Here is an 18938-nt window from a genome sequence, read left to right as displayed (position 1 = left end):
GGAGTCCTTAAAAAGTTCTTATAGATATAATACAACAAATGCAGCTAGTTTATGAAAAAAAATGTACTCTCCGTCGCACTTTTAATGGTCTCGAGTTTTGCCTTAGCCCAAGTTGGAATTGGAACTCTCCGCCCAAACAGCTCCTCTTTACTTGATATACAAGCTAAAGAAGGTGAGCTAAAAGGGGTGTTAATCCCTAGAGTAGCCCTAAAGGATTTAACGACTAATCCAAACAAAGGAAACCCAAATAGTTTACTAGTTTTTAATACAGCTAAGGCACAAGGTGTTGAGCCTGGTTATTATTATTGGATGGACCAACGATGGGTAAGATTGATAACTTCTATAGATTTAGAGGACTTCTCTTTCGATGGTGCAACCAATGTGGAATTTGCCGTTAATTTAGTAGACTCTACTTTATTTTTAAAGGATTCTAAAGGACATATTGTTTCTGTTCCTTTACAGGACATTAATCTTATAACAACTTTAGATAATAAAGGTAAAGGAGTATATGTATATACTTCAGAGGATAACACTCAAACTACTATTGATATACCAGGGGAGGTAATCAATAATATCACTGAGATCTTACAAGATGAGTCAGTGGTTAATTCCATTACACAAGTGATTGCTGCAAATGCCAAAAGCTTGAGTGGAGACTCCATGATTGCTGTAGTTGGTGGGGATAAAGCAGTTTTAAATAATACGCAATTATCCCTTAATGACAATAGTATTACACCTGCTAAATTACAAGGGGGAGAGGCTAAGCAAATTTTAACCACAGATGCTAATGGTAAAGTTACATGGATAACGGTTACTAGTGAGATGATCGATGAGATTTTGCAGCGTAAAGTCTTTATGCCAATCTTAATAGATAATAATAATGGTAGTTTTACCTATTATGGCCAAAAAGATATTGATCCTACAACAGGTATGCCGATATTAGGAAAAGGAGTAAACTTTGATGCCAATACTCTTCGTATTGTACAGAGAAGCAGTCCTTCAGAAAAAGGGATTTATGACTTCTATGATGGAATGACTTCATTAGAACATCCTTTAATGACTATTAGTACACAAGCGGATTCTATTTATTTTGATAACAGTAGTACGGTAATTCAAGGAGATAACCTACAAGAAGTAGTAGAGAATATAATTGAGAAAGTAGAAACGTTAAAATTAAACCCTGCTACTGTACAGGGGAGTGGTATTTTAATTAATAATGCTACTTCACTACAAGGAGCAGTGCTTAAAGATATGACCTTAAGTATTGAAGACGGTGCTATCACTCAAAACAAGCTTGCTAATCTATCGGTATCTACTTCTAAATTAATCGATCAAAGTGTAACAACCCAAAAAATTGCACCAGGGACCAACAAATACCTTTTAGCTACCAAAGATAATAAGGTACAGTGGATTGAGGCTACAGATGAAATATTAAAAGAAGTAGTTGCTCAAAATCAAACTATTACTGTGTTAGATACTAGTGCCAATAATGGGACTTTTGTTTACTTTAATGAAGCAGATTTTGATGCAAGTGGAAAAATAACTGGACAAGGAACCTTTTTTGATGCCAATACTTTAGCTATACAAGACAGTGGTAAAGGTGTATTTACTTTTACAGATGGTAAGACTAGTTTGACTAATCCTTTAGCAGTAATTGATGTAGTACAACTTGTTCAAGATAATATTGTAACTATACTTGAGGATACTACAGTATCTCAGGAAATATTTAACTCTGTAGCGGCTAATGGACAGTCATTAAAGCCAACAGATGGTTCTATTGTTATTAATAATGGAGATAAAGCTGTTTTAAGTGAAACGTTTATTTCCGTAGCAGATAAGGGAATTACCCCAGCGAAAATACAGCCAGGAGACGATAAATACTTCTTAACTACTTTAAATGGGGAAGTTCAGTGGACTCCACTTATAAATGAGCCTATAAAAGGGGTAATAGATGGTCTGCAGAAAGTTACTCAACTGGTTCCAAGTCAACTAGAGGGTACTTTTATTTATTATAATGAGCAGGATATCGGTAAAGATGGTTTACCAAACGGTCCAGGGGTGTTTTTTGATGCAAATACCTTAACGATAAACAAGGATAATGAAAATAGTGGAAAACTTGGTTTGTTTATTTTTAGAGATGGTGCAACTAGAAGTGGAGACCCTTTAGCTGAAATTGACATCTTAGGAACCGTTGGGGATAATTTAAATACCATCATTAATGAAGGAGATAATCCAACAAATATTTACAATGTAATTGCCAATCAAGGGCAAATCATGTCTTCTGATGATTTATCTTTAAGTATTAAAGGTGGAGATAAAGCCGTTTTAAATGAAATGGATATTACTATCGCCAAAGATGGAGTTAAAACAATTCATATTAATGATGCAGCTGTAACACCAGGAAAAATTGAGCCAGCTTCAGCCAAGAATCAATTTTTAGTAACAAATACGGATGGTAAAGTAGCCTGGGTAGATAGTAGCGATCAGATTATTCAAGAAATTATCAATAATCCTTTTGGATCTACTTTATTAAAGGATAACCAAAATGGTACCTTTACTTATTATAATAAAGTAGAGTTTGATTCTCAAGGAAATGTTGTAGGTACACCAACAGGAATTACTTTTGATGCCAATACTTTAAAAATTATCGAACAGAAGGATGCTCAAGGCAATCCAAGTGGAAAGTATGATTTCTTTGATAAGAGTTCTAATGATGTTCCTATTGCTACTATAGATGTTCCTGGTACTGTAATTAATCACTTTGAGGATATTATAAGTGATAATAATGTTCAAAATACCATAATTAATGCAGTACAAAATAATGGAAAAGCATTAACAGGGGATAGTTCTATCGACATTACAGGCGGAGGGAAATCTGTTTTAAACGATACAGAGATAAAGATTGCAACTGGTGGTATTCAAACAGAGCATATAGCTACTCAAGCTGTAACAGCTGATAAAATTGGCTCTGGTGCTAATCAAAATGGTTATATTTTAACTGCAGGGGTAAACAATTCAGCGAGTTTTCAATCTGTAGATAAAGCTTTAGAAGAGACTTTTCAAGGAGATATTGTTTCAAACGGTAGTTTGACTGTGTCAAATGGAACAGATGTTATTATTGGAGATAATAACGTAAACATACAAATCGCAGATGCTGGAGTTAAAAGTATAAATATAGCCCCTAATGCTGTTCAAAATACCCACATTAAAGACGCTTCTTTAGCCATTGGGAAAATTGACCCAAATGGAGAAGATGTAGGAAACGTTGCTATGATTTTATCCAACAATACAGTTGGTTTTGGATCTATAGATGCTGCTTCTATTGGAGATGGTCAAGCTATTAGCTCTGATACAGATGCTATTATAAATGTTAAAAATGGACAATCTGCAGCACTTACTGCAGTGACTTTAGGTATTAATAATCAAAGTATTACTTCAGATAAGTTAGGATCTAAAGATACAGATGTACAAGGAAGCGTTGCTACAGTTAATGCAGATGGTTCTATTAGCTATTTACCTATTCAGGCAAATACAATCCAAGGTGGAGCTAGTGTAATTACTGATGGAATCATAGTGGTTAATACAGAAAATTCTACTACTGCCAATAGTCAAGATAATACCGTATTAAAAGGTTTATCTTTATCTATTGCAGATGCATCTATTACCGGAACAAAAATAGGGAATTTAACCATTGAAGGGTCTAATATTAATAATGAAACGATAGACAATACTAAGTTAACTTCAAAAGGTGTAGCAGAAAATCTAGTTCTAACCAGTGATGCTAACGATGGAGTAAAATGGGCACCAGTATCTGAATTTATGGATGATGCAGCTGATTTATCTACTGATGGAATTATTGAAATACAAGCTGGAGCCACCGATGGAAAAGGTGTTGTTTTAAAGGATTTTACCCTAGGAATTAAGGACAATAGCATTACTAAGGATAAACTTTTATCTACTGAAAATGGTGAAAATGTAGAAAACGGTCTCCTTTTAGTATCAGATGGTCAGGGAGGATTTAATTATATGTCACAAGCAGGTGTTTCAGTAGATGGCGCAGACTTATCTTTGACTACTGCCTTAAGTTTTGCTGGAGGATCTAATGGACAGGATGCTGTATTAAAGCCTTTTACCTTAGATATCAATGATGGTGGAGTAACTAATGCTAAATTAGGTGAGAAATCCGTTACCGTAGATAAAATGGATTCTGGTGATCAGGTAGCTAATATGGTTTTAGCTGCAGATGGGCAAGGGAATGTTATTTATCAAGAATTAAATAGCGCTGCTTTAGCTGGAAAAGGTGCTAATATGCTTTCCGACGGATCTTTGGATATACCTGCTGGTAATGCTTCTGTATTAAAAGAAGTTACCATTGGTATTGCACAAGGTGGAGTTAAGAATGAGCATATTGCCAATTTGGCTGTAACAAGTGGTAAAATTAGCTCTAAGCAAGGAGCTGATACCTCCGCATCTGGAAGTATTCTTACTGCAGATGGACAGGGTAACGCGGTGTTTACTTCGTTAAATGATTATGCTACACAAAATGGAACGGCTATAACTTCTCAAAGTGGTAGCTTGTCGGTTTCTATGAATAAGGCTGCTTTAACGCCTGTTGATATCCAAATAAGCCAAGGTGGAGTAAAAACAGAACATATCTATAAAAAAGCTGTTACAGTAGATAAGCTAGGTAGTGGTGAAGCTGGAGATGGATTAGTTTTAACATCAGATGGAGATGGAGGTGCATCCTATAAAGCTTTAACGGATATTGTTGTCAACACAGGAAAAGGCATTACTTCTGAAGGTGGTACAATTGATATCACTGGTGGAGCGGGAGCTACTTTAAAAGATGTGAAATTAGATGTTGCCGATTTATCGATTTCCAGTCAAAAGTTAGGTACAAAGGCTGTAACAACAGAAAAAATTGCCCCTGGCTCACCTAGTAGTATTTTAACTACACAAAAAGATGGTCTAAGTGTAACTTGGGCAGAAGCTGGGGATCCTGTATTTACAGAAATTGTAAAGAAAGGGGAAACGGTGACACAAATTGTAGATAATAACGATGGAACCTTTACCTATTATAATGAGCAAAGTATAGATGCTCAAGGTAAGCCAATTGAAGGAAAAGGTACAACCTTTAATGCAAATACCTTAACTATTACTCAAAGTACACCTTTTGTTTATGTGTTTACAGATAAAGAAAGTGACCTTCCTATTGCTACTATTGATACAAGAGCAAGTAGTATTGTGTTTGAAGATAATTCTACTATTACATATAATAATGTAGAAGAGGCTATCACGGATATTATTGAGCGCTTAGAAACACTGGAAAACTTTTCACAAGGTACTTTAGCTGGTGATGGTATTTTAATTAATGATGGAACCTCTTTAGAGAAGGTGATTGCTCAAGATGTAACCTTAAGTATAGCGGATAAAGCGGTAACCACAGCAAAAATTAATCCAGGGGGTCTTAAACAATTATTAGTAACAGATCAATTAGGAAATGTACAATGGGTAGATGGAAGTAATGTTATTATTAAAGAAATTATTAAGTCCAATGAAACAGTAACTTTGTTAAAAGATAATGAAAACGGGACTTTTACTTACTTTAATGAATCCGATTTTGATGCTAACGGAAATCAGATTGGAGAAGGAATAACCTTTGATGCAAATACACTTTCTATTACTGAAGAAGATGGAGTGTATTCCTTCTATGATAAATCTTCTGATAACCCAATTGGCGTAATTGATATACCAGCAGCGGTTATTGAAAATATTGTGGAAATTTCAAAAAACACACAAGTTCAAGAGCAGGTGTTCAATACTATTGCAGCAATGGGGAAACCTATGTCAGCAGCTGATAACTCTATTACACTAGAGACTGCAGATAAAGCGGTATTAAATCCAATGAAGATTTCTATTGCTCAAGGTGGGGTTACTAATACAAAAGTGGCTAGTCAAGCAATTACAGAAGATAAATTATTTGCTGGAGAAGGAAAAGAAAGCTTTGTTCCAGTTGCTCAAAAAGATGGATCTGTTGTTTTTCAACCTTTTTCTGGTGCGATTACAGCTAAAGGATTAACTGTAGATGAGTCTTTACTTATTGGTGGTGATGGCCAGGCTTCAAGCGCTTTATTACAAGATATTTCTTTACAAATCAATAAAGATGGGGTTAAAACAGACCACATTGATGATTTAGCGGTTACGGCTAGTAAGATTGGAAGTGAAAATAGTCCTAAGGGGTCAATTCTAGCTGCCGATGGTTCTGGAAATGCTAATTTTTTACCTGCAAAAGATGCTGTAAGTACTGCTATGCAAGGAGATTTAACAAGTGATAACTCTTTAGTAGTTGAAAATGGGGAAAATGTTTTATATGGAGATACTACTACAAGAGTTAATGTAAAAATTAACCAAGGTGGTGTAACTGGAACACATATTGCCTCAGAGACTATAACCAATAATAATATTGCCAATACTACCATAACTGCTTCAAAATTAACTGCAGGTGAGGGTACTGCAAATAGAGTGGCGGTGGCAAATGCGCAAGGAGTAGTTGCTTACCAAAATCTTTCAGCTGATTTAATTGGCAATAAAGGTAGTATTTTAACAGATGAAATAATCGCAGCTTCTGAAGCTGGGAAAGATAAAGTATTACAAAATGTAACTTTATCAATTAAGAATACTTCTATTGGAGCTAATAAATTAACAGGTGGAAATGCCCCAACAGGAGCTGTAGCAACAGTAACTGCAAATGGTAAATCGGTAGAATATTTACCAATTACTCCTAATTTAATTACTAATACAGGAAAAATTACAAGTGAAGGAACCTTAAGCATTCAAGATGAAGGTAAAAATACTGTTTTAAGTAATGTGATTATGGACATTGCTAGTGAGGGGGTGCAAACTAACCATATTGCACCTAATGCAGTTACTAATCCCCTTATTGCTAATTTAAGTGTAACAGCAAATAAAATGTCTTCACAGGGAGTTACAGCAAAAAGTGTTCTACTAAGTGGAGAGGATAATAGTGTTGTTTGGGGTGAGTTAGGGGATATTATAACAGAAACAGCTGGTAATTTAAGTACTGACAATGTAATTGTGGTAAATAGCGGAGATCCTACTAATGCATTACTAAAAGATGTAAGTATTGGAATTGCTAAAAATAGTATAACCTCTGATCTTTTAAGTTCCAAAGAAAATGGAACAAATGTAGATATAGATTATCTTTTAGTAACGGATGGTAAAGGTGGTTTTGATTATGTATTAAAAGAAGCTATTCTAAGTGGAGGAGAAGACTTAAAGGTAGGAGAAGCTTTAGAATTTGGAAATGGTACAACAGGATTAAATGCGGTGTTAGCTCCAACTACTATTCAAATTAAAGATGGTGGTATTCAAAGTGTAAAAGTAGCAGATAAAGCTATTATTGCATCTAAAATTGGATCAGAAAGTGCTCCAAAGAATACTGTTTTAGCCTCTAAAGGAGATGGAACAGTTGCTTATGTGGCATTAAATGATAATGCTTTTTCAGGTAATGGCGCTGATTTAACAAGTGATGGTTCTATTTCTGTAGATCCAAATAATAAATCTTTGCTAGCTTCAACTAGTATTGCTATCGCAAATAAGGGGATTAAAAACCAACATTTGGACACAAATGCAGTGACAAGTGATAAGATTAGTTCTAAGCAAGGAGCAGAGAATTCTGTAGCTGGAAGTGTGTTAAGTAGTGATGGTAAAGGTAATTCTGTCTTTACGAGTTTATCGGATTTAACCACTAGTCAAGGTAAAACTTTAACTACAGATGTTTCCCTTGTTGTAACTGCTGGTAATAAAGCAGTTTTACAAAATATAGAAATGGGTGTTGCTCCTAAAGGTATTAAAAACCAACATATTGATGAGCTTGCTGTTTCAGCAGATAAAATTAGTTCTACAGGTCAACCTGCTTCTCTGGTATTAGCTACAGATGGACAAGGAGGCGCGGAGTTTGTAGACATGACTCAAAGTATTGTGTCCTCTGGTAAAGATGTAGTTGGTACAGATGGTTTATCAATAGCAACTGGTAATAAAGCAGCCTTACAAGATCTTAGTATTGGAATTGCTAATAAAGGTATTGTTGGAGTAAAAATAGCCGACGATGCTATTGGTTCAAGACATATTATAGATGAAAATGTTTTGGAAGCTCATTTGGCAAATTCAGCTGTTTCAAGTAGAACAATCGCAAAACAAGCGGTACTAACAGAGCATATTAAAGATCAAAATATCACAACAGGTAAAATTGCCAACAATGCGGTTGGTTTTAATCAATTAGCCACTGGGTCCGTGTATAGTACTGTAATTAAAGATAAAGGGGTTACTGCCAAAAAAATCGATCCAGAACAAGCTACCGTAGGAAGTGTCTTAACCGTTCAAGGTGATGGAACTGTTGCCTTTACTGGAAGTGGATCAGGAACTACTGGAGCTGGTAACCTTAAGGGTTCTGAAACCATTGGTGTATCAGGTGGAGATAATGCCGTTTTTAAAGATGTTACTTTAGAGCTTAATCATAATTCTGTAAATTCCACACATATAGTAAATAATTCAATAAGCGCCGTACAACTTGCAGATGGGGCTGTAGTTAGTCCGAAAATTGCTAGTGGTGCAGTAATTTCTGATAAAATTGCTAATTCAGCTATTAAGTTTTCTCATATAGCCTATGGTGAGATTTATGGTAATGCCATTAAAAATGAAGGAATTACAACGGATAAACTAGGTCCGGCAAGTGTTACAAATGCCAAACTGGGTGTTGGGGCAGTATTTGGAAATGCAATTGCAACTAATGGAGTTTCAGCAGATAAAATAAGCTCTAAGCAAGTAGCGGGTAATGCAGTTTCAGGTAGTGTTTTGACAGCGGATGGAAATGGAAATGCTGTATTCTCTCCACCTGTGGGTATGAAAGCAGATGGTAATTTAACCTCAGATGGACCAATTATAGTTAGTAATGGTGAAGGTGCTTTAGCGCAACACGCCCAGTTGACTCTTGGAAAAAACTCTATATCGAATGAGTTTATTAGTCTAAATGCTGTAGCTAATAATCAAGTTCAAAAAGGCGCTATCTATGGGGATGCTATTAAAGAAGCTGCAATTACTACAGATAAGATTGATAATAAAGCAATTACTGGTGATAAGATTGTAAATGATGCAGTAGACTTTAATCATTTAAAAGCAGAGTCAGTTCGTGGAACAGTTATACGAGATAAAGGAGTGTTACCTTCCAAAATATCTTCTGATGGTAGTGATAGTGGTTATGTTTTAACTGCAGATGGTAAAGGTGGAGCTAGTTTTCAAGCGATGAATCAAAGTAGTTCTAACCCAATGAGTAAGATATTTTACCTACCTGCAATATATGTAGAAGTAGTATCTGGGAAGAGTGGTACTATGGATTTATACCAACAATATGCAACACAGTTTCAGGAGCCAATGGTAAGTAATCCAGGGGCAGGAACCAATCCTGCTTTACCAATCATTGATAGTAGTAAATTAAATTATTTTATTACCTATTATGATAAGGATGTGTTTTCTGATGTAAGTTTGAGTAATGAAGGAGTAATGAGCTATAGTATAAAAGCCAATGCAGTACCAACAGGTAAAACTTACTTCAATATTGTTTTACAAATAAAGGACTAATCATAAACTAATTCATCTAGTGTACTTTTTTTGAAGTACACTAGTTTGTTTTACTATAGTTGGAAAGTTATGAATAAATTATATTATATCATTATTTTGTGCTTTAGCAGTTTACTGCTGCTTGGGCAATCCCCTTCAGGAGTAGTTTATGAATCATCCTTAATTAGTGAGGATGGAACAAGACCTGCTGGTATTATTGAAGACATGGGAACTTTTGCTCCTAGTGGGGCACAGCGCTATACAAAAGATGGGTTAATATTAACCCATAAGAATCTTGGAGTTAGTGGATTTGCAATAGATGATTTGGTTATAGACTTAAATAGTAAAGTATCCTTTGAGTTTGATTATGCCTTAGCAAGTGTTGAAAACCCTGTTAATGGTAGTACTAAAGGGGGAGGTTTAGTCTTTTTTCTCTATGATGCAACTCAACCTAAGCTTACTATCGGGGCAAATCGAGCCGCCTTGGGTTATGCTACAAATGCTAATGTTTCAGGACAAATGAAAAAAGCACTGCAAGGGGGGTATTTAGGGATTGGTTTTTCTTATTATTTTGACCGATCACCAGGGGTAGGTAGAGGGTTTTATGGGACAGGAGCTATGAAGAACTATGAATTAAGAGAGGGGATTCAAGAGGATCAATTTCAAAAAGTTAGTAGTAATCCTGGTATTAGTAAATATAATGACTTTGTTTATAATAGAGGTCAAATTACTTTGCGTGGGGGTACCACCAATACTAACTATAATAATTTAGGGACTCCTGTTTTATTTACTAGATATTTTGGTGGAGAGCAAGCCCCTGAAGATTATTTTACTATGGCTACTATAGATGGTAGTAATGGTAGTTATACCTTTGCCCATAATCCCAATGGACATTTGATGGATATTTTAGATGGTGGAAAAGAAGGCGCTTATAATTTCCAGCGTATTAAGGTGGATGTTGCACCTATTTTCGGTGACGATGGTACTTCCTTAGTTGGGACAACTATTAGTATTAGTACTATTAAAGATGGTAAAACGATTCCACTTGTAGAAGACTTTGAGTATTTAGACCATTATAGAGTTAAGAATATTTACAACGCTGAGTATGGTTTTAGTCATCCAGTTCCACAAAAGGTAAAGTTTGGTTTTACCGCTTCTACTGGAGATTTTTTAGAGCAAATTGCTATTGTTCGTAATTTAAAAGTCACCTCTTCTGATTTTTTAGTTGTACCACCTAGCTCATGGCAGATGTGCGTTAAAAAAAGTGATAATGCAGATAATAATAATATCGGAGGAATCAGTTCTGCTATTTTATTTAAAGATTCTGATTTGGATTTGAACAAGCAAAGTTTTTCTTTTTTAAATACGAAAGGCGAAAAGGTGGGACTAACCCTTAATCAGACTGATGTTGGTAAATGGACCTACAATCCAGAAACCAGTGAAGTTACCTTTACTGTTACAGGTAAATATGTGACTTCTTCTCAAAATATGAGAGCTAAATATGTGATTGATAACAATAACGGTAAGACTTCGGAAGAAATCGTATTAACGATTAATACTGTAGAATGTGGGGCTATAGTAAATCCTAATATCGAGAGTAGGGTATTAAAAAAATAGGGTTTCCTTAAAATATTAGGCTTCTTTTATAGTGAAACTACCAAAGTAAAGAGGTATATTTCAGTTACTATAAACCAAAGTATTTTATTATGACTCAAATTGCCATACAGGATTTATACCCTGTTGAATTTGCCCATTGTTTTGGCTGTGGAACCCAAAACTCTGAAGGCCATGGACTCAAAACGTATTTAAAAGGAGATTTAACTGTTTCTACTTTCACCCCGGATTCTAAATATACTGCCTTGCCTGGTAGTGTTTACGGAGGACTTATAGCCTCTTTATTAGATTGTCACGGAACAGCCTCGGCTGCAGCTTTTGCAAGTAAAGCAAATGGAGATGAGTTAGATAAAGGGACTTTATCGGTTCGCTGCGTAACGGGTAATTTAAATGTAAACTTTAAGAAAGCAACTCCGATGGGACAGCCCTTAACTATTGTAGGGAAATTAAAAAGTATAGACGGTAGAAAAGTTACTGTTACTATGGATTTATTTGCTATGGAAGAACTTTGTGCTACTGGAGAAATTTTAGCTATTACTTTAAAATAGTACTATGTGGTAAAAATATCTAGTAGTAATAAATAGCTTTGCCTTAAAAGCTAGAAAATAAAAAGAGTGTATTGTTTAAAAAACAGGTAAAACTAATTTTTAAAACAATACACTCTTTTGTTTTTATAAACGCATATGTAGACTACTTTGAAAAGATTATACTTTTTAATGGTCCATACTTTTTCTTTACTATAAGCTGTTTATAATACAAATTAGCAAGGCTAAAGGTTAGTTTATTTCCATTAATATAATGATTTTCAATGTTGTGGCTTAATTTTTGTTGCTATTAATACATAACCAAAATAATGTATTATGAAAATTTTTATAAAGAAAACAGTCTTAGGACTTTCAGTAGCGCTTTTAGGTCTTTTTGTAGTCTTATCTTGTAGCAAGGACGATGATCCAGTGAATAATGATCTTTTTATTGGAAAGTATAAAGGTAAGCTTACTTATGATTTTGGCGATAAGCACATTAATACCTCTAATGGTAGTGTTGAGGTAATTAAGGTTGGTAAGAACTATAACTTTCTATTCTCCAACGATATTCCGGATTTAACCGGAGTGGAATTTGAGAAAGATGGAGAAAATGTAGTGATTAATGTTGGCTCAGATCAGGCGCATTATATTCGTATAGATCAAAGTACTTTGGTAATTGCCTTTACTAAAGATGATCGCTTATGGACTGCGGATTGCGTAAGGTAAGTATAGTGATAGTTATGTACTATTATTACTATAGAGCAGGAATAAAAAGGAAGAGGTTAACTAATTAAGTTAACCTCTTCCTTTATTATTTATATAAATACCTTCTTAGTACTGATCGTTAGATCCAAAGATGGTTTTACGGTTTTTATAAGCACCTTTTGTAAAGTCAGGCATTTCTTGTACTTGACCATTCTCTTCAATAGATTTTTCACTAAGTGGAGTTACTGCATACCAAGTAGCCATGTCATAAACGTCAAATGGGAATTCCACGTTTCTCTTAATACTTTCGATAAAAGCATTAATCATGAAATAGTCCATTCCTCCGTGGCCTGCACCTACTGCTTTTGCTTCGTTATTTTTCCAAAGTGGGTGATCGTACTCCTCTAAGTGTTCTTTAGCATTGTCCCATTGGTGATTGTATCCCATTTCTTTTTCAAAATAGATAAATCCTTTATCGAATGCACCAGAACTAATTTCTTGCCAAATTCCTTCGGTTCCTTGTACTTTAAATCCTAAGTTATAAGGTCTTTGTAAAGAAGTATCGTGGGTTAAAACAATAGTTTCTCCGTTTTCACACTTTAACGTTGTAGTTACAATATCTCCTTGTTTGAATTTTACTTGTGCATTTGGGTGATCTGCTCCAGCATTATCTACAATATAGCTATTTAATCCTCTAGCCTTAGAAGCCATTGCTGTTAAGTGAGTAATTCTATTTCCACGGTTAATATCAAACATTGCTGCAATTGGTCCTAATCCGTGAGTTGGGTATAATTCCCCATTTCTATTTACATAGTGGTCTGTTCTCCAAGCAGCTTCACTGAATCCTTTTTCTCCGAATTCTACTCCATTTCCATAAGGTTGCTCTCCATCGTTAAAAAGTACATTTCTTAAATCGTGTTGGTAACCACCTGTTCCGTGAATCATTTCACCGAATTTACCTTTTTTAACCATATTGAAGATAGCCATTAAATCACGTCTATAACAAACGTTCTCAAGCATCATTACTGGAACTCCAGTTTCTTCATAGGTGTTAATATAGTTCCAACATTCCTCTAAAGTTGTTGCACCACAAACTTCCATTCCAACGATTTTACCTGCTTTCATGGACTCAATACCTTGTTGTTCATGCCATTCCCAAGGAGAAGAGATGATTACTGCATCAATATCGTCTCTTTTTAAAAGGTTTTGGTAGTCATAATCCCCATTACCATAAACAATAGGCTGTTTTTTGTTGTGTTTGTCTACGATTTTTTGTGCTCTTTTGATCATGCGAGGATCTGGATCGGCCATTGCAATTACTTCTACGTCGTCGCGTTTTAATAATTCATCAAGGTGTACTTGCCCACGCATTCCCACTGCAATCATTCCTACTCTAACTTTTTTAGCTTTTTTGTCAAATGCAAAAAGAGAGTTTGGCATGATAAGAGAAGCAAAACCTGCCATAGCAGAAGATTGAATAAAATTTCTACGATTCATTTCTTAGTTTTTGTTTGGTTTAGGTTAGTTTTTCAAAAATAGACTAATAGTTGGTAAAAAAAAATTAAGCAATGAAAAAAAATCATTGCTTAATTTTAATATACTGAAAACAAGACAAGTATTGAATGTTAAAATTTAACTTTTTATTCTATGTCTTTATATACTTCAAGTGCTTTTTTAAGGATCTTAGCTGAACTAAGTAAATCCTCTTGTTTTAATACGTAAGCCATTCTAGCCTCGTTTAAACCTTGGTTCTTTGTAGAGTAAAATCCTTGGGCAGGTGCAATCATTACTGTTTGCTTGTCTAATTCGAAATCCTCTAATAACCATTTAGCAAAATGGTCTACATCTTTTACTGGGAATTTAGCCACGCAGTAAAATGCTCCATGTGGCACAGCTACTTCAACACCTGGAATTTCTTGTAAAGCTTTTACAAAAATATCTCTTCTTTGTTTGTATTCTGTAATTACCTGGTCAAAATAAGATTGAGGAGTGTCTAAAGCTGCTTCTGAAGCGATTTGTGCATAAGTAGGAGGAGAAAGTCTTGCTTGAGCAAATTTCATTGCTGTTTGCATTAACTCTTTGTTTTTAGAAACAATACATCCAATTCTAGCACCACACATACTATAACGCTTAGAAACAGAATCAATCATAATAGCGTTATTTGCCAAAGCTGGTATACTCATCACAGAGATGTGTTTGTACCCGTCATAAGCAAATTCTCTATATACTTCGTCAGCGATTAAAAACAAATCATGCTTTAAAACAAGATCTGTTAATTGCTGCATTTCTTCTGCGGAATATAAATAACCTGTAGGGTTTCCAGGGTTACAAATTAAGATAGCTTTTGTCTTTGGAGTAATTAGTTTCTCAAATTCACTAATACTAGGTAAAGCAAAGTTATCTTCAAATTTACTCATCACAGGAACTACATTAATTCCATTGCTTGTAGTAAACCCATTGTAGTTAGCATAAAAAGGTTCTGGGATAATAATCTCATCTCCTTGATCTAAAGTACTTGCTAAAGCAAACATTAATGCCTCAGAACCACCTGTGGTAATAATGATGTCCTCTGGTGTTACATCCAAGTTATGTTTTTGATAATAAGAGGCTAATTTTTTACGGTAACTTTCAAATCCAGCAGAGTGACTGTATTCTAATATTTCAATATTAGCATCTTTTACTGCTTGAAGTGCAACTTGAGGTGTTTTAATATCTGGCTGACCAATGTTTAAATGAAAAACATGATTTCCTTTTTTTCTTGCAACTTCCGCAAAAGGAACCAATTTTCTAATTGGTGATTCCGGCATGTTTAGGCCTTTTTGAGAAATTTTTGGCATAGTTAATAGGTTTATTGTTTGAATACTACAAGTAAAAGTTGAAAACCCATGTTTTCACCTTATTACACAAGTAGTCGTGGATGCAAATGTATATTATTTTTATGTTATCCAAGAATAAATTCATAAGTAAATAATAAGTTAAATAACATGTATTGCTGGTGTTTTTGGTTATTTTTGTTGCATTGTAAAACAATGTATTAACAACTCATGGACAAAAAAATAATATCTTTCATTTCTTCCACGCGATTAATGGCACTTTTATTTATTGTATTTGCGGTAGCTTTAGCTATAGGAACCTTCATAGAGGATCGCTATAATACTATTACTGCACGTATACTAATTTACAATGCCAAATGGTTTGAAATGATTATGTTGCTGTTTTTCTTAAATTTCCTTGGAAATATAAAAAGGTACCGCCTTTTAAATAAAGAGAAGTGGGCAACATTAATGTTACACGCAGCATTTATTTTTATTTTATTAGGTGCTTTTATTACGCGTTATATCAGTTTTGAAGGTATGATGCCTATTAGAGAAGGGGAAACAGCCGATAGTATCTATTCCCAAGATACCTTTGTAACGATCATGGCAGATGGTCAGTATGAAGGGCAAGAAAGAAGAAGAACTTTTGAAGAGCAAATGATTTTTTCTGACTACACTCCAAACAAGAATAAGTTTACTATTTCAGAAGAGTTCAATGGAATTGATTTTAAAGTAGTGTATAAAGACTTTGTTATGGGGGCTGTAGAAGAAATTCAGGAGAATCCAAACGGAGTGAACTTTTTGAAATTAGTTGAAAGTGGGGATGGAGATCGTCATGAGCACTTTTTAAAGCAAGGAGAAGTAGTGAGTATTCACAATGTTCTTTTTGCTTATGATAAACCAACTCCTGGTGCAATTAATATTACAGAGGAGGAAGATGGCTTTTTTATGGAGTCTCCTTTTGAAGGAAACTTTATGGTGATGGCCGATCAGTCTACAGGACATGTAGAGGCGGGTGAGAAACACTCTTTAAACTTTAGATCACTTTATTCCATGGCTGGTACGCAGTTTGTATTACCTGATATGCCAATTAAAGGTGAAATCGTTCTTGTAAGTGATGGAGATTATAAAGCCAGACATAATACCGATGCTTTAACTGTAGTGGTAGAGAGTCAAGGAGAGTCTCAAGAAGTTACTTTAATCGGTAAAGCAGGTAGAGTAGGTGAACCTGTAAGTATTACTATTGGAGAGTTAGATTTTACTTTAATGTTTGGAAGTAAAGTATATACTACTCCTTTTGAAATCCGTTTAAATAAATTTATTGCAGCTAAATACCCAGGAACACAAACTAGCTATTCTGCTTTTGAGAGCCAGGTTACTGTTATAGATGGACAAGAGGAATTTGATGCTAGAATTTACATGAATAATATTTTAGATTATAAGGGATACCGCTTTTTCCAAGCAGAATTCGATAGAGATGAGAAGGGAACTATTCTTTCTGCAAACCACGATTTCTGGGGAACTTGGATCACTTATGTAGGATATTTCTTTTTATACATCGGTATGTTAGCTATTTTATTTGATAAAAATACTCGTTTTGGAGATTTACGTAGAAAACTAGATAAAGTAAGACAAAAGAAAGCTGCTTTACTTAGTATAATGGTTCTATTATTCTCTAGTGTTGCTTTTGCACAACACGATCACCAGAATCCACTTCGCCCTGCTCCAGCGGTGATTGATTCTCTTGTTAAAACTACAGCTGTTTCACCAGAACACGCTGCTAAGTTTGGACAACTTGTAATCCAAGATTACGGTGGAAGAATGAAACCTATCAATACTTTTGCTTCAGAGCTTTTAAGAAAAGTATACAAAAAAGAAACTTACCAAGGATTGAACCCTGACCAGGTGTTCTTATCCATGACTCAGTTTACAGTTGCTCAACAAATACAAGGAGCGCCAAACTATTGGTATTATGCTCCAATTATTACTCTTCCAAGAGGTAATGAGAAAATGACCCAAATCCTAGGACTTCCAAGTGGTACTAAACACGCTACTTTTATGGATTTCTTCGATGATAAGGGGAACTATAAATTGACTCAAGTAGTAGAGGATGCTAACCATACTCCTATTAAAAGTCAGTTTGAGAAAGACTTCTTAGATATGGATGGGAAAATGGCTTTATTAAATGCTGCTTTTACCACACGTATCTTAACGATATTCCCAATTCCTGGAGATGAAAATAATAAATGGGTATCACCACTTGAACTAAATGAGGTGGCAATTCATGGAATGGATTCTGTTTTTACAAAAAGTATCCTACCTAGAATGTATGTGCCTGCTTTATTCCAAGCTAAAGAAACAGGAGATTACTCTAAGGCAGATGAGTTTTTATCTCATATGAAGACTTACCAGCAAACTATGGGTAAAGAGGTAATGCCTGAGCAAAAGCGTATTGAGTTTGAGATCTTATACAATGAGTATAATATCTTTAAAACACTTTACTCTTACTATATGCTAGTAGCAGTATTTATGTTTATCTTCATTATTGCCGATATTATTAAACCAAATCGCTTGAGTAAAACAGTTGTGAAGTACTTAAGCTATGGGGTAGTTATCTTGTTTATTATTCATACTTTAGGTTTAGCAGTTCGTTGGTATGTATCTGGACACGCTCCTTGGAGTGATGCTTATGAATCGGTTATTTATGTAGCTTGGGCAACAGCATTATTTGGATTATACTTTGGACGTAAGAGTGAATTAACCATTGCATCTACTTCCTTTGTGGTTGGTATGATTCTTTGGGGAGCACACTTAAACTACATGGACCCTTCTATTGCTAACTTACAACCTGTATTAAACTCTTATTGGTTAATTATACACGTAGCTGTAATTGTTGCAAGTTATGGACCATTTACTTTAGGTATGATCTTAGGAATTGTATCCTTAATTTTAATGATCTTAACTAATAGTAAGAATAAGGCTAAAATGGATTTAAATATTAAGGAGTTAACTTATATTAATGAAATGGCCTTAACGGTAGGTTTAGTGCTTTTAACCATTGGAAACTTCCTTGGAGGACAATGGGCTAATGAAAGCTGGGGAAGATACTGGGGATGGGATCCAAAGGAAACATGGGCTTTAATTAGTATTATGGTTTATGCCTTTGTTATTCACGCTCGTTTTGTACCTGCTTTAAGAGGAATGTGGATCTTTAACGTATTTAGTGTTTTTGCTTTCTACTCTATTATGATGACGTATTTTGGAGTTAACTTCTACTTAAGTGGACTACACTCTTATGCGCAAGGAGAGCAAGTAATTACGCCTTCTATTGTTTGGTATTCTTTAGGGTTCTGTATTTTACTAAGTACAGCTGCTTGGTTTGGGTACCGTAAATACTATAAAAAATAATTAATTATTTTTCTTATAAATCAAATGAAAAGGGAGAGTCCATTATGGATTCTCCCTTTTTTATTACATTATTTTGTCTTGTGGGTTTTAAGTTATGATAGGATATAGGACCTAATTGCTTTAACAAGAAAATGTATCTGTAGCCGTAGACCTGTATAGAGATTAAGCTTTATATCTATTAAAGAAGGTTGAGGTAGGACTTGTTTAAATACTGGGTTATAGGACATTTCATACT

Annotated in this window: 7 protein-coding genes; 5 read left to right on the top strand and 2 right to left on the bottom strand. The window is 34.8% G+C overall.

Annotated features, from left to right (window positions below; all coding sequences use genetic code 11):
- The first annotated feature begins 51 nt into the window (after positions 1-51).
- The 4 genes from ACYSNM_RS06235 to ACYSNM_RS06220 all read left to right on the top strand — a co-directional run bounded on the left by ACYSNM_RS06235 (position 52) and on the right by ACYSNM_RS06220 (position 12500).
- Positions 52-9657, top strand: coding sequence for a beta strand repeat-containing protein (locus tag ACYSNM_RS06235; RefSeq protein WP_461756100.1), 9606 nt, complete (start codon positions 52-54; stop codon positions 9655-9657).
- 69 nt (positions 9658-9726) lie between these two features.
- The gene (locus ACYSNM_RS06230) at positions 9727-11253 is read left to right on the top strand and encodes an L-type lectin family protein (RefSeq protein WP_461756099.1); all 1527 of its coding nucleotides are present in this window, start codon (positions 9727-9729) and stop codon (positions 11251-11253) included.
- Between the two features lie 89 nt (positions 11254-11342).
- Complete coding sequence (locus ACYSNM_RS06225) at positions 11343-11798, top strand: PaaI family thioesterase (protein ID WP_461756098.1); 456 nt, start codon at positions 11343-11345, stop codon at positions 11796-11798.
- A 312-nt stretch (positions 11799-12110) separates the two neighbouring features.
- Positions 12111-12500, top strand: a complete 390-nt coding sequence (locus tag ACYSNM_RS06220) for a hypothetical protein (RefSeq protein ID WP_461756097.1) — start codon at positions 12111-12113, stop codon at positions 12498-12500.
- A gap of 105 nt (positions 12501-12605) precedes the next feature.
- Here ACYSNM_RS06220 and ACYSNM_RS06215 read toward each other — a convergent pair whose 3' ends face one another.
- Together ACYSNM_RS06215 and ACYSNM_RS06210 are read right to left on the bottom strand one after the other, a co-directional pair.
- Positions 12606-13976 (bottom strand): Gfo/Idh/MocA family protein, encoded by a 1371-nt coding sequence (locus tag ACYSNM_RS06215; protein WP_461756096.1) that lies wholly within the window; start codon positions 13974-13976, stop codon positions 12606-12608.
- A gap of 143 nt (positions 13977-14119) precedes the next feature.
- Positions 14120-15316 (bottom strand): pyridoxal phosphate-dependent aminotransferase, encoded by a 1197-nt coding sequence (locus ACYSNM_RS06210; protein WP_461756095.1) that lies wholly within the window; start codon positions 15314-15316, stop codon positions 14120-14122.
- Positions 15317-15523: 207 nt separating this feature from the next.
- Here ACYSNM_RS06210 and ACYSNM_RS06205 point away from each other — a divergent pair, with 207 nt between their 5' ends.
- Positions 15524-18703, top strand: a complete 3180-nt coding sequence (locus ACYSNM_RS06205; RefSeq protein ID WP_461756094.1) for a cytochrome c biogenesis protein — start codon at positions 15524-15526, stop codon at positions 18701-18703.
- Positions 18704-18938 lie beyond the last annotated feature (235 nt).

The sequence above is a fragment of the Myroides sp. LJL116 genome, assembly GCF_054871685.1.
This window is presented reverse-complemented; position numbering and strand designations above follow the sequence as displayed.

Excerpts from the sequence above, each read along its gene's own strand:
- ACYSNM_RS06235 (WP_461756100.1), top strand. The coding sequence starts at position 52 with ATGAAAAAAAATGTACTCTCCGTCGCACTTTTAATGGTCTCGAGTTTT.
- ACYSNM_RS06230 (WP_461756099.1), top strand. The coding sequence starts at position 9,727 with ATGAATAAATTATATTATATCATTATTTTGTGCTTTAGCAGTTTACTG.
- ACYSNM_RS06225 (WP_461756098.1), top strand. The coding sequence starts at position 11,343 with ATGACTCAAATTGCCATACAGGATTTATACCCTGTTGAATTTGCCCAT.
- ACYSNM_RS06220 (WP_461756097.1), top strand. The coding sequence starts at position 12,111 with ATGAAAATTTTTATAAAGAAAACAGTCTTAGGACTTTCAGTAGCGCTT.
- ACYSNM_RS06215 (WP_461756096.1), bottom strand. The coding sequence starts at position 13,976 with ATGAATCGTAGAAATTTTATTCAATCTTCTGCTATGGCAGGTTTTGCT.
- ACYSNM_RS06210 (WP_461756095.1), bottom strand. The coding sequence starts at position 15,316 with ATGCCAAAAATTTCTCAAAAAGGCCTAAACATGCCGGAATCACCAATT.
- ACYSNM_RS06205 (WP_461756094.1), top strand. The coding sequence starts at position 15,524 with ATGGACAAAAAAATAATATCTTTCATTTCTTCCACGCGATTAATGGCA.